General features: G+C 60.0%; 11 protein-coding genes. 3 read left to right on the top strand and 8 right to left on the bottom strand.

The genetic code is table 11. The annotated features are described in order from the left end of the window. Positions 1-23 precede the first annotated feature (23 nt). Positions 24-398, top strand: a complete 375-nt coding sequence (locus AR456_RS19245) for a translation initiation factor Sui1 (protein WP_021819219.1) — start codon at positions 24-26, stop codon at positions 396-398. 15 nt (positions 399-413) lie between these two features. Here the strand turns inward: AR456_RS19245 and AR456_RS19250 are convergent, their stop codons facing one another. Next, the gene (locus tag AR456_RS19250; RefSeq protein WP_021819220.1) at positions 414-1259 is read right to left on the bottom strand and encodes an NAD-dependent protein deacetylase; all 846 of its coding nucleotides are present in this window, start codon (positions 1257-1259) and stop codon (positions 414-416) included. Positions 1260-1362: 103 nt separating this feature from the next. Between AR456_RS19250 and AR456_RS19255 the strand changes: the two genes are divergently transcribed. Beyond that, positions 1363-2271, top strand: a complete 909-nt coding sequence (locus AR456_RS19255; RefSeq protein ID WP_021819221.1) for a nuclease-related domain-containing protein — start codon at positions 1363-1365, stop codon at positions 2269-2271. A gap of 13 nt (positions 2272-2284) precedes the next feature. Here the strand turns inward: AR456_RS19255 and AR456_RS19260 are convergent, their stop codons facing one another. The 5 genes from AR456_RS19260 to AR456_RS19280 form a co-directional block, all read right to left on the bottom strand. Beyond that, positions 2285-3082, bottom strand: coding sequence for a ribonuclease T2 family protein (locus AR456_RS19260; RefSeq protein ID WP_236995585.1), 798 nt, complete (start codon positions 3080-3082; stop codon positions 2285-2287). A 103-nt stretch (positions 3083-3185) separates the two neighbouring features. Further along, positions 3186-4523, bottom strand: a complete 1338-nt coding sequence (locus tag AR456_RS19265) for a deoxyguanosinetriphosphate triphosphohydrolase (protein ID WP_031207975.1) — start codon at positions 4521-4523, stop codon at positions 3186-3188. 218 nt (positions 4524-4741) lie between these two features. Beyond that, on the bottom strand, positions 4742-6238 hold the full coding sequence (locus tag AR456_RS19270; protein WP_021819224.1) for a tripartite tricarboxylate transporter permease: 1497 nt from the start codon (positions 6236-6238) through the stop codon (positions 4742-4744). Position 6239: 1 nt separating this feature from the next. Further along, entirely contained in the window at positions 6240-6725 is a 486-nt protein-coding gene (locus AR456_RS19275) for a tripartite tricarboxylate transporter TctB family protein (RefSeq protein ID WP_021819225.1), read from the bottom strand. Further along, complete coding sequence (locus AR456_RS19280) at positions 6722-7723, bottom strand: Bug family tripartite tricarboxylate transporter substrate binding protein (RefSeq protein ID WP_021819226.1); 1002 nt, start codon at positions 7721-7723, stop codon at positions 6722-6724. Before AR456_RS19280 ends, AR456_RS19275 begins: the two co-directional genes overlap by 4 nt. A 377-nt stretch (positions 7724-8100) precedes the next feature. Here AR456_RS19280 and AR456_RS19285 point away from each other — a divergent pair, with 377 nt between their 5' ends. Beyond that, on the top strand, positions 8101-9909 hold the full coding sequence (locus tag AR456_RS19285) for an aminopeptidase P family protein (protein ID WP_021819228.1): 1809 nt from the start codon (positions 8101-8103) through the stop codon (positions 9907-9909). Between the two features lie 162 nt (positions 9910-10071). Here AR456_RS19285 and ntrC read toward each other — a convergent pair whose 3' ends face one another. Together ntrC and glnL are read right to left on the bottom strand one after the other, a co-directional pair. Further along, positions 10072-11478 (bottom strand): nitrogen regulation protein NR(I), encoded by a 1407-nt coding sequence (gene ntrC / locus AR456_RS19290; protein ID WP_021819229.1) that lies wholly within the window; start codon positions 11476-11478, stop codon positions 10072-10074. Beyond that, positions 11471-12520 (bottom strand): nitrogen regulation protein NR(II), encoded by a 1050-nt coding sequence (gene glnL, locus AR456_RS19295; protein ID WP_031207982.1) that lies wholly within the window; start codon positions 12518-12520, stop codon positions 11471-11473. The genes ntrC and glnL overlap by 8 nt, the downstream gene beginning before the upstream one ends. Positions 12521-12670: the final 150 nt, after the last annotated feature.

Genomic DNA, 12670 nt, shown 5'->3' on the forward strand with positions numbered 1-12670 from the left:
GTGGCGTCATTGAGGAGATAACGATGGCTTCGCTCAAGGATCAACTCAGTGGCCTGGTATATTCCACTGAACATGGCGATATCTGTCCCGAATGTCGCGAGCCGCGCGATGCCTGTATTTGTGCCGAGCACGCCGATGCCGAACGCCTCGCCAGCCTCGACGGCATCGTGCGTATCCGGCGCGAAACCAGTGGACGCAAGGGCAAAGGGGTCACAACCATCAGCGGTATACCGCTGGCCGAGGCTGAGTTGAAGGAACTTGCCAAGACGCTGAAGAAGCGCTGTGGTACCGGTGGTGCACTGAAGGACGGCGTGATCGAGATTCAGGGCGATCACCGCGATACGCTCAAGGCGGAACTCGAACGTCAGGGCTTCAAGGTCAAACTGGCGGGTGGCTGATCATCGCCGGCTGGCTCAATCTCCAAGCAGTGTGGGCAACACGTCCTCAGCGGCGGCATCGATCTTCAGGGCAAGCAGGTCATCGGCACGAGTACGACCGCGATTGATACAGGCCACGGGTTGCCCTGCCTTCACACTGGCTCGCACGAAACGAAATCCCGAATAGACCATCAACGACGAGCCAACCACCAGCAACGCCGAGCTCTCCTGCAGTAACCGATGAGCGCTGGCGCTCACCGCTGCCGGCACATTGTCGCCGAAGAACACTACGTCCGGCTTCCAGATACCATCACCACAGCGACCACAACCCGGTACCTCGAAGGACGAGAAGTCCGTCTCCAGGTCGGCGTCACCATCCGGCGCGGCCCGAGCTGGGCTAGCCTTACTACACCAACCGGGATTGCGGAGTGACAGTTCCTCATGCAGAGCGTGGCGCATCTGACGGGCACCGCAGCTCATGCAGATCACTTGATCGGCACGTCCATGCAGGTCCACCACGCGTCCAGCACCAGCTCGTTGGTGCAGCCCATCCACGTTCTGGGTAATGATGCCACTGACCAGCTGCTGACGTTCCAGCTCCGCCAATGCCCAATGAGCAGCATTGGGACGGGCATCCGCCAGGGTACGAAAGCCAATCAGGGCACGCGCCCAATAGCGCTGTCGAGCCATATGGCTAGTCATGAAGGCACGATGCTGAATCGGTGGCGAACGCTTCCAATCACCCTGTTCATCGCGATAGTCAGGGATACCGCTGGCCGTACTGATGCCAGCACCCGTCAACACCGCCAGCGGAGCATGACGCTCGACAAACTCACGCAGGTCCGCGACTATCGAGTGCTGCTGATCCATTTGTTCTGCCATGCACCTCTCCAGTATTGCTCTTTTCCCGCAAAGCGTGGCCCCATGGCCCTGTGGTTGTCTACAATAGTCGCGACCCTAACCCCGATATCGGCAAGGAGTGCCAATGGCCTGGCTCGACTACGTGCTGCCACTGTTCTTCCTCTTTCCGCTCGCCGCGGCTGCCGTGGTAGTAGTGGCTTTGCGTAGCCTGCATGATGCCCGTGTACGCTCTCCCCTCGACGCTCAGCCGATGTGCGAACCAGGGCAGGGCCTACGCGACCGCCTCGACCGTGCCTTTGCCACTCTGTTCCTCAATGCCTCGCTGGGCCCTATCCTGACGCTGGCCCCGTTGGTCTATGGCATGGGCCGCATGGTGTTCTCCGAGCAGCAGAACTGGTTGGAGTGGGCTCTCTACGGCGCCCTATGCACCTTGCTTGCCCTGCTGGTGAGCCTGCGCTTGATTCGAGATTACCAACGCATCCAACGCCTCAAGCTGGGGCTCGCCTGCGAACTGGCCATCGGTCAGGAACTGGAACGCCTGATACGTCCCGAGGCCCATCCCTACTACGTTTTCCATGATGTACCCGCTGACACCTTCATCATCGATCATGTCGCCATCACTCCATATGCCGTGTTCGTGATTGAAGTCCGTGCACGCACTCCTGTCATGGCACCCAGCGGCGAGATTCTCGATAGCGTGACGGTCGAGCACGAACGGCTGCGTTTCCCGGGCTGGAAAGAACGCAAGCCACAACGCAAGGCACGCCAGGCTACCAGTTGGGTACGTGCCTGGCTGAGTCGCGAGCTGGGCCAACAGGTGCCGGTCCACGGCATTCTGGCCCTGCCTGGCTGGAAAGTGGTCAGGGAAGTGCAGAGTGCTGACCTCGATGTGGTCGATGGCGTCGGTCTGGCCGACAGTATCAACCAACTCCGTAGCGGTGCATCGCTGCCCAGCGAAATTCACGACCGACTGATCGTGGCACTGCGCAAGCGTGCTCAGCATGGCGGCTCGCCGCTGGCGAACGACATCTAAGCCTCCATCTGCCTCAGCGGAAGGAGCGTATCTCGATATAGCGCGGGCAACGTCCGTGCGGTTGATCGACAAGGCTGGATGCTGATGGAAAGTCATCGACTCGCTCGGCATCGATGCCGATACGAATCTCGGTAAGAAAACGATCACTGGGCCCTCCGCACTGCAACGAGAGCGCTGAGCCGGTGCCATCTCCAAAGGCATCCTCGAAGGCTGTGATCAATGCATTGCGGCTGACCTCCTCGCCACGGTGCGCGAGCATGAAATCGCCCAGCGCACTGGCATTGACGATTTCCGCCAGTGCTATCGCCCCCTCGAAGAAGTCCTCTTCGTTCACCCCCGTACAGGCACCATGCTTGGCGTACTCGTAACGATCCAGGCAACTGGCGCGACCCGGCATCGAAGCATTCAAGGCATTCTCCAGCTCAGTATCGAACTCGATGGGCGGTCCCATCTCACAGAAACCACCTCGGGGGCGCCGATGCTCGACGAAACAGCCTTCACGATGCCAGGTATCGATATCCAGCCCCTCGTCGATCAGGCGGTCTGGTCGTGACGGCCAGAGGCCATGAATAACGAAGCCGTCATCCGCCGCAGCCATCAACACCGGATCGCGACACTCGCGAGGCGGTTGGCGGCGCGTGGCACAGAACCCGGGGTGCCAGGTCAGCGCCAGGGTATAGCTGTCGAAGTGCTTGCGCTCAAGATCGTCCAGCGCCTGCTGCTGTTCGCGATCTGACAACAGCTGCTGCGCACTGACCAGAGGTGAGCCCAGCAACAGGCCAACCATCAGCACCATGCAGCCACATAGCACTGCTTTCAAGACGCTCCTGTTCAGCCTGAACATGAGTCCTCCCTCCGTGGATGGTAGCCAGCGTGCCAACCGCTCATGGCATTTTCATGACCGTAGCCATGCATTACGACGTCTTGAGCTTACCGCCCATTTCCTGGGCAAGGTCCACTGCATAGTGGTCGGTCATGCCGCCAATGAAGTCGAGCATGCGGCGATAACTGTCATACAGTGACCAGGAAGGCAACGGCGTATTTTCGCCGATCAGCGCCAGCACACGCTGATGCTTGAAGCTCGAGTGGCCAGTGTAGTGCAGCTCATGGGCGGCACCGATGAAGGCCTCAAGCAGGATACCCAAGGTGGTGTAGGCACCGATCTCCAGCTTGGCCTTGCGCGTGTTGCAGAAGATCCGCTTGCGCGCCAGTTCCTTGGCCAGCTTGACCCCCCAGTCCAGGTCCGGGTGACACAGCTCGAGCAGGTCGTCGCGCAAGGTGCCATGCAACAGCTCGTGCTCATGCTCGACAAATACTCGACCGACATCATTTACCGCTCGCTCCATGGCCGCACCACGCAGCGCCGCGATGCGGCGCCGCTGAGACACACCAGCCTCCTGCATCTCGCGGTAATCGGCTGGCTCGCCGCCGGCAATCTGGGTGAGGATCTGGGCGACTTCATCGAAGGCGAGGATATCCATCTCCACACCATCCTCGAGGTCGAGCAGCGCATAGCAGATGTCGTCCGCCGCCTCGACCAGCCACGCCAACGGGTGACGACACCAGCGATGTGGCCCCTGGGGAAGCAACCCCAGGTGATCAGCAACCTGTTCCAGCAGGGCAAGTTCACTCTGATAGCAGCTGAACTTGCCGCTCTGGCCACCATGGCTAGCCGTCCAGGGGTACTTGAGCAGTGTACCGAGCGTTGCAGCGGTAAGGCGCATGCCGCCGCGAAACTGGTTGTATTCAATCTGGGTAACGATACGGAAGCCCTGCGCGTTACCCTCATAGGTCAACAGATCCCTGCGCTCGAGCTCAGACAATCCATCAAGCAATCCGGTACCCCGTACTTCAGCCGATTTGAACCAGTCGCGAATAGCATATTCGCCGGCATGGCCGAAGGGCGGATTACCGATATCGTGCCCAAGACAGGCCGCTTGAACGATCACACCGAGATCCGCCGACGTGATCCCGACCGGTAGCCGATCACCAAGTAACTCTCCAACACTCATACCCAGTGAACGCCCCACACAGCCGACTTCCAGCGAATGAGTCAGACGGGTATGGATATGATCGTTGTCCGCCAGAGGATGAACCTGGGTCTTGCGGCCAAGGCGACGGAAGGAGCCGGAGAAGACGATACGATCATGATCCTTGTGGAAGGGACTACGCCCCACCTCATCACGTGCCGTGCCACGTGTATCATGCAGGCGAACCGGATCCAGCAGTCGCTCCCAGGTCATTGACTTCATCGGCAGCGCTCCTTGTGCAACCAGCCCATCAAAGAACACCATTCTGGCACCCGGTTATACGCTTGACCACAATCGGTCACTACCTGCCACGTGCCAAGACGCCAATACCTGGCCTCTACAGCAGCTGGCACCTGGTAAAAGCCTCTACTCCTGAGTGATCGCTGGCGATGAATCCGGTTGCTGAGGCGCGACTGTCGCTGGTCACCGCAGCGGATAGTTCAACCGAGGCGCCGCCTGAGCAACAGCGAGTACACCAGCCCAGCCACCAATAGTGTCGCGGCAAAGGCATAGATGCCGATGGAGATTCCGCTGTTGATCAGAATGCTCCAGTCTCCACCACTGATCGACATTGCGCGGCGTAGGTTGAACTCCATCTGCCCCCCGAGCAGTAGCCCCAACACCACCGGTACAGTGGGTATCTCCAGTTTGCGCAGTACATAGCCGAGCACACCAAACGCCAGCATCATGTACAGATCGAAGGGGCTATTGTTCAGCGAATAAACGCCAACGAAGGCAATCAATACCACCATCGGCATCAGAAACCACCTCGGAGCCTGCAGCACTCGCGCAAACAGCCCGACCAGCGGCACATTGAGAATCAGCAACATGACATTGCCGATGAACAGCGCCGCCACCAGCCCCCAGACCATGTCCGGTTGCTGGGCAAACAGCAACGGGCCGGGAGTGATATTCATCGACAGCAACAATGCCAACAGAATGGCGGTAGTGCCGCTCCCGGGAATCCCCAGCGACAGCATCGGGATCAATGCGCCCCCGGCTGCGGCATTGTTGCCCGCTTCCGGTGCTGCGACACCGCGTGGATCGCCGTTACCGAAATTACCCTTGCGGCCCAACCAACGCTTCTCGAGCATGTAGGCAAGGAAACTGCCCAGCGACGCCCCGGCACCCGGCAACACGCCTGCCACGAAACCGATTACCGAACCACGGCCGATGGTACCGGCACACGGCAGCGACGCCTTCATTCCCGGCCAGGCGGACCCCAGCCGCATGTGCGGCTTATCAGCATCATGCCGCGTTTCGAGAAACAGCAAACACTCGGAGATCGCAAACAACCCGACCAACGCAACGATGAAGTCGATACCGTCATACAGTTCGTAGGTGCCGAAAGTGAAACGCGCCACTCCCGCCACCGGTTCAACGCCGACGGTGCCCAGTAACAGGCCCAGACAGGCGGCGATAAAGCTCTTGGCAAAACTGCCGCTGGTCACTCCGCCAATGGTCACGAAGGCCAACATGAACAGCGCGAAGTATTCCGCGGGCCCGAACTTGATCGCTACCGCAACCAGCAGCGGCGCAAACAGCGTCAATCCGATGGTGGCCAGAGTCGCTCCGACGAAGGAGGCCACTGCCGACAACCCCAGCGCCTCGCCTCCGCGCCCCTTGAGCGCCATGGGGTAACCATCCAGAGTGGTCATCATCGCCGGTTCATCACCGGGAATATTGAGCACAATCGAGCTGATGCGCCCACCATACATGCAGCCATAGTAGACGCTGACCAGCAGGATCAACGCCGCCGTAGGCGCGAGGCCGAAATTGAAGGCCAGTGGAATCATCAAGGCGACGCCGTTGACGGGCCCCAGGCCGGGCAAGGCACCAATCAGAGTGCCCACCGCGCAACCAATCAACGCCAGCAATAGATGCTCGGGCTGAGTGGCGACGGCAAAGCCATGGGCGAGAAAATCCAGAGTCTCCATATCACTCGCCTCCCAGCCAGGGCATATCCGGTAGCGGAATGCCGAGGGCATACTCGAAAAGCAGATACAGTCCTATGGACAGCCCTATGCCAGCCATCAATGCCTGACGCCAATCGGCACCAAACAATCGCACCAACAGAACGGTTCCCACTAGCGATACCGGTATAAAACCAAACGGCTCCAACAAAGCGGCATATGCAACCAACAACACCAGTACTGCCAGCTGACGCGCCAGTCCGGCCTTGTCTGGCCATCGCTCATTGAAGCCAGGCCTCAACAGCAGATAGCCTGACAGCACCGCCAACGGCACGCTGACCAGGCGTGGAAAGACCCCGGGGCCCACCGGCTGCATGAAGCCAGTGACAAAGGCATGGGAATGCCACCAGGCGGCGACCGCCAGAACCAGCAGCACAGTACCGGCAATGCGATCGCCGACCGGAGCCGACCGGCGATTCTGTTGAGCGTCGGGGTGACCCAGCTCACTCATTGGATAACCCCGATATCACGGGAGATCTCCTCGACGCGATCAATCGACTCCTGCACAAAGTTCGAGAACTCGTCCCCACCACGCCATAGTGGCACCAGTCCGTTCTGCGCTGCGACGTCCTTCCACTCGGAGCTGTCATACAACTGTTGGAGTGTATCGACCATGGCCGCGTAATCCTCATCGGAAACCTCGCCCCCGGTGTAGAACCCGCGCCAGTTGTAGCCGGTCACGTCATACCCCTGTTCGATCGCAGTGGGCAATTCATCGAAAGGCGCCGGTAGCGGTTCCTCGGACAGGACAGCCAGTACCCGAACATCACCGGACTCGATGAAACCGGCCACTTCTCCCAGGTCGGTGGACACCACATCCACATGATTGCCCATCATCTGGGTCACGGCGGGGCCGCCCCCGTCGAACTGCACCCAACGCAGCTGACCGATCTGTTCACTCGCCAGTCCAGCAGCTTCGGCCAGCATCAACGCGCGGATATGGTCCCAACCACCGGCACCGCTGGAGCCAGCCACGGCCAGAGCACTCGGATCTTCGACAATATCCTGGAGGAGTTCTTCGAGGTCCTGATAAGGGCTCTGGTCATCGACCAGAATCACTCCGACATCGGTGCCCAACATACCCAGCCAGCGCATGGTATCGGCATCTCCCGGATAACGCCCTTGCGCGATCTGGGTCATCCCAACGGTACTGGTGGCAACGATCAAGTTACTATCAGCGGCACGCTTGCCGGCGACATTGGAAAATGCCACGGCTCCCACGCCACCGGGCATGTTGGTAACCTGTACAGACCCATCCGTCAGCTCGAGATCCGTCAGCAACTTACCGACGCTACGGCAAGTGAAATCCCAACCACCACCAGGATCAGCAGGTGCGATGCACTCGTCAATAGGTAACGCCAGACCAGGAGTGGAAACCGCGAGCCCCGCGGCCACCAGTGGCAGGCTGAGATAACGCTTGAGATAGCTCCTGGGAAACATAGCTGGCATGTCGTTCTCCTTGTTCCGCTGGTGAGCGGTATTGTTGTGAGGAGCGGAAAGCCTATCGCCGCGGTTGTGATCATGTTGTTTTTCAAACCGCTGATTCAGAGTAGATAATTCCGCAATATATCGCCTACTGCTGTATTCCCCATGAACCTTTCCGCGGACATGCCTTACTGGCTACCAGGGCCAGCTTCATGTGCCTCAAGCGCCGATAGTGAGCTGGTGATGGCGCTGATCTACCGCCACAACGCTGGTGATCCTTGCCGCCCTCCCGATGTTGCTCGTTCCAGTGTTCAAGCGCATGCTGACGCACAACCGTATAATCGACCCCGCGCCACCAATGAAGGCGGCGTCGAAGCCACAGTCTGATCCGGAGTTTGAGCATGTCACCTGCACCTGTAGCAGCCAGCCGTCTCGCAGCCCTGCGTGAAGCCATGCAACGCCATGGCATCGATGCCTGGTGGTTGCCTTCCAGTGATCCCCATCACAGTGAATACCTGCCAGAGCACTGGTCCGGTCGCGAGTGGTTATCAGGCTTCGACGGCTCGGTGGGCACACTGGTGATCACACAGCAGGACGCCGGCGTATGGGTCGACAGCCGTTACTTCGTGCAGGCTGAAACCCAACTGGCCGGTTCTGGCATCGCAATGATGAAGCTGACCCAGGGCCAGGCAGCCGCGCCGATTCAATGGCTGGCAGAGCAGTTGCCTGCTGGCGCCACGATCGGCTACGACGCCCAGGTCGTGTCGCTGGCCCATGCTCGTCAAATGGACGAGATTCTCGGTGGTGCCGGCATCAAGCAACGCGGCGACCTCGACCTCCTCGATGAGATCTGGGGCGAGCGCCCGGCACTGCCTACCGCCAGCATCCAGCCGCATGCTGCTCAGTACCTGGACGAATCCCGCGCCCAGCGCCTGAGCGGAGTGCGTGACGCCATCGCGGAGCATGGCGCCGACTGGCACCTGATTTCGACACTCGACGATATTGCCTGGCTGACCCAACTACGGGGCGCCGACGTCGGCTTCAATCCGGTATTTCTAGCGCACATGCTGATCGGTCGCGACACTGCCACACTATTCGTCGCCCCTGGCAAGATCGACCCAACTCTGAGCGAGGCATTGGCCAGAGACGGCATTCAGATCGCCGACTACAGCGACTGGTCCAGCGCCCTGGCGGCACTGCCGACCAGCCAGAGAATACTGCTCGATCCGGCACGCCTGTCAGTCGGCACTCGCCAGGCACTGCCCGACGCCATGCCGGTGGTCGAGGCCTTCCAGCCCAGCACCCTGGCCAAAGGCTGCAAGACTGACCATGAGCTGAGCTGGGTACGCCAGACCATGGAGATCGATGGTATCGCGCTGTGCCGCTTCTTCGCCTGGTTGGAAAAAAGCCTGGCCGCAGGAGAAAAAGTCACCGAACTGACCATCGACGAGCGTCTTCGTGAACAGCGCCAGCGCGCCGAAAGCTTTTTCTGCGAGAGCTTCAATACCATTGCCGCTTTCAATGCCAATGGTGCCCTGCCTCACTACCATGCCACCGAAGAAGCACATTCGGTGATCGAGGGTGACGGCCTACTGCTGATCGACTCTGGTGGTCAATACTACGGCGGTACCACCGACATCACGCGCATGGTGCCTGTAGGCCAGGTTTCCGCCGCCCAACGCGAGGATTGCAGCCTGGTGCTCAAGGGCATGATTGCCCTGTCTCGTGCGCGCTTCCCGCTGGGGATCGCCGCCCCGCGCCTCGATGCGATTGCCCGTGCGCCGCTATGGGCCACCGGCCGCGACTATGGCCACGGTACCGGCCATGGTGTCGGCTATTTCCTCAACGTCCACGAAGGACCACAGGTGATCAGCTCCGGGGCATCGGTCGCCGCACATACTGCCATGCAGCCGGGCATGATCACCTCCAACGAACCCGGCGTCTATCGTCCCGGCCAGTGGGGCGTGCGCATCGAGAACCTGGTGGCCAACCGCGCCGCTCCCGAGAGTGAGTTCGGCGACTTCCTGGAGTTCGAGACACTGACGCTCTGCCCCATCGATACTCGCTGCCTGGACCTGGCATTGCTGGATGCCGGCGAAATCGAGTGGCTCAACGGCTATCACGCCGAAGTTCGCCAGCGCCTTGCGCCTCATCTCGACGGTGATGCACTGGAGTGGCTGAAGGAACGGACGGAGGCGGTCGACAGGTAAGGGCAAGGAGAAGGTAGAAAAGGGAAGGTAGAAGAGAGAAGACACACCCCAAACCTCGAGTAGCGAACCACGAGGCTACTCCAGTGCTCACAGTCTGGAAACTCGGGGGGGTTGGGGTACTTCTTCCCTCTTCCTTCTTGCTTCTTTTCTCTCGCCTCTCGTTCAATCCTCCGCCAGCGAGGGCAGCAATACCTTGAGCTTTCGGGTCAGGGTATTGCGGCCCCAGCCCAGTAACTCGGCGGCTTCACCCTTGCGGCCTCCGGTGTGCTTGAGCGCTGTCTCGATCAGGATACGCTCGAAGTCGGGTACGGCTTCCTCGAGCAGATGAGTGTGGCCGGCGGCCAGGGCATGATCGGCCCAGTCGCGGAAGGCTTCTCGCCAATCTCCGGTAGCAATACTGCTTTCCCCGCCCAACAACTCCGGCGGTAGATCTTCGACGAGGATCTCACGACCGGATGCCATCACCGTCAGCCAGCGGCAGGTGTTCTCCAACTGCCGTACATTACCGGGCCAGTCGACGCGCGTCAGGTGAGCTTCCGCTTCAGGGGTCAATACCTTGACGTCAGTTGCCAGCTCACGAGCGGCCTCGGCAAGGAAGTGCCGAGTCAGCCGTGGAATGTCCTCACGCCGCTGGGATAGACGCGGTAAGTGAACCCGAATCACATTAAGACGATGGAAAAGATCCTCACGGAAACGTCCGTCGTCGACCAGGGTTTCGAGGTTCTGATGGGTTGCGGCGATGATGCGCACGTCAACCTTGACCGGAGTATGTCCACCGACGCGATAGAATTCGCCATCTGCCAGCACACGCAACAAGCGAGTCTGGGTCTCGGCAGGCATGTCACCAATCTCGTCGAGAAACAGGGTACCGCCATTGGCCTGCTCGAAACGTCCCTGACGCTGCGCCGCAGCACCGGTAAAGGCTCCCTTCTCATGACCGAAGAGTTCCGACTCGATCAAGTCACGGGGAATTGCCGCCATGTTCAGGGCAATGAAGGGCTGCCCTGCACGAGGACTGTGCTGGTGCAGTGCTCGCGCTACACGCTCCTTACCGGTGCCGGACTCACCATTGATCAGCACCGTGATATGCGAATGGGCAAGGCGACCGATGGCTCGGAAGACCTCCTGCATCGCCGGCGCTTCACCGATGATCTCGGTATCCATACCTTCTGGAACAGACACCGGGCGCTGACGCTCGCGAGCATGTGCCACCGCGCGACGTACCAACGCCAGCGCTTCATCGACATCGAACGGCTTTGGCAGGTACTCGAACGCTCCGCCTTGATAGGATGCGACGGCGCTATCCAGATCCGAGTGCGCGGTCATGACAATCACCGGCAGCTCAGGGTGCACCTCCTGTACTCGCGACAACAGATCGAGGCCATCGATCCCGGGCATACGAATATCGGTCACCAGCACATCAGGCGGGTCCTGCAACAAGCGGTCGAGAACACGATCGGCACGATCAATGGTTTCTACATCGAGATCGGGCTGCGCCAGGGCGCGCTCCAGCACCCAGCGAATGGCACGATCATCATCGACGATTACAATGCGTGCAGCATCAGTCATGACGCTTCTCCAGCGGAATCAGCAGTCGGAATTCGGTGCGCCCGGGCTCGGATTCGCACTCGATGAGGCCCTGGTGTTGATGCAGGATCGATTGAGCAATGGACAATCCCAGTCCACTGCCCTCTGCACGGCCTGACACCATGGGGTAGAAAAGGGTTTCGCGCAGCTCCTGCGGAATGCCGGGACCGTTATCGATCACGCTCAGCTCACAGACAAGGCGATGACGGCGGCTGCCAAGGGTAAACTGGCGCCGCGCACGCGTGCGCAGTTGCAGCGTTGGTTGCGGCGTCTCGGACTCGGTGATCGCCTGCACCGCGTTGCGCGCTACATTGAGCACCGCTTGAATCAGTTGTGCTTCATCACCGTGCAGTTCAGGCAGGCTAGGATCGTAGTCGCGCTCCATGGTCACACCGGGCTGCTCGACCAACAGCAACGAACGCACTCGTTCCAGCACACGGTGGATATTGAGTGGCTCATTGCGACTGATGCGATTGGGCCCCAACATCGAATCCACCAGGTCGCGCAGACGATCGACCTCTTCGATGATGATGCGGGTGAACTCCTTCAGTTGAGGCTCACCCTCAAGGTCACGCTCGAGTAGCTGGGCCGCACCACGAATGCCTCCCAGCGGATTCTTGACTTCATGAGCCAACCCTCGCGCCAGCACCTTCATGGTTTCCTGACGCGACTGCAGGGCTTCCTCGCGTGAAATGCGCAGCAGGCGGTCACGCGGCTCCATTTCCAACAGCAATTCGTCTTCCGATAGCGGTGTTACGGTGTAATCAACCGTCATCGGTTCGCCGCCGTTCAGGCAAATTCGGGCTTCGCGCTGAGTATAGGGGTGCAGCGCATCACGTGCCCTGGACAACACCTCCGCGATGTCTTCCTCACCGCCCAGCAACTCGGGCAGGCTGCGACCATCCATGCGCGTCAGACTGATCGCCAACAGTGACTCAGCCGCGGGATTCATCCACGTCAATTTGAGCTCTCTGTCGAGCAACAGTACAGCGGTAGTGAGGTGTTCAGTGATGCCTTGCGTCATGTTGATTCCCGTCAGGTGACAACCCAGCCGACTCATTGCCTTCCATGCCGTGGCCAAGCCTTCAGATGTCACGTCTCTGTAGCGGAGATAACACTGCAAGAAGTGGGCCATGCTTGCCAGAACAGACTCGACGAGCCTTCAAAACCACAA

This window comes from Halomonas huangheensis, from assembly GCF_001431725.1.
Taxonomy (GTDB): domain Bacteria; phylum Pseudomonadota; class Gammaproteobacteria; order Pseudomonadales; family Halomonadaceae; genus Halomonas; species Halomonas huangheensis.

Excerpts from the sequence above, each read along its gene's own strand:
- AR456_RS19245 (WP_021819219.1), top strand. The coding sequence starts at position 24 with ATGGCTTCGCTCAAGGATCAACTCAGTGGCCTGGTATATTCCACTGAA.
- AR456_RS19250 (WP_021819220.1), bottom strand. The coding sequence starts at position 1,259 with ATGGCAGAACAAATGGATCAGCAGCACTCGATAGTCGCGGACCTGCGT.
- AR456_RS19255 (WP_021819221.1), top strand. The coding sequence starts at position 1,363 with ATGGCCTGGCTCGACTACGTGCTGCCACTGTTCTTCCTCTTTCCGCTC.
- AR456_RS19265 (WP_031207975.1), bottom strand. The coding sequence starts at position 4,523 with ATGAAGTCAATGACCTGGGAGCGACTGCTGGATCCGGTTCGCCTGCAT.
- AR456_RS19270 (WP_021819224.1), bottom strand. The coding sequence starts at position 6,238 with ATGGAGACTCTGGATTTTCTCGCCCATGGCTTTGCCGTCGCCACTCAG.
- AR456_RS19275 (WP_021819225.1), bottom strand. The coding sequence starts at position 6,725 with ATGAGTGAGCTGGGTCACCCCGACGCTCAACAGAATCGCCGGTCGGCT.
- AR456_RS19280 (WP_021819226.1), bottom strand. The coding sequence starts at position 7,723 with ATGCCAGCTATGTTTCCCAGGAGCTATCTCAAGCGTTATCTCAGCCTG.
- AR456_RS19285 (WP_021819228.1), top strand. The coding sequence starts at position 8,101 with ATGTCACCTGCACCTGTAGCAGCCAGCCGTCTCGCAGCCCTGCGTGAA.
- ntrC (WP_021819229.1), bottom strand. The coding sequence starts at position 11,478 with ATGACTGATGCTGCACGCATTGTAATCGTCGATGATGATCGTGCCATT.
- glnL (WP_031207982.1), bottom strand. The coding sequence starts at position 12,520 with ATGACGCAAGGCATCACTGAACACCTCACTACCGCTGTACTGTTGCTC.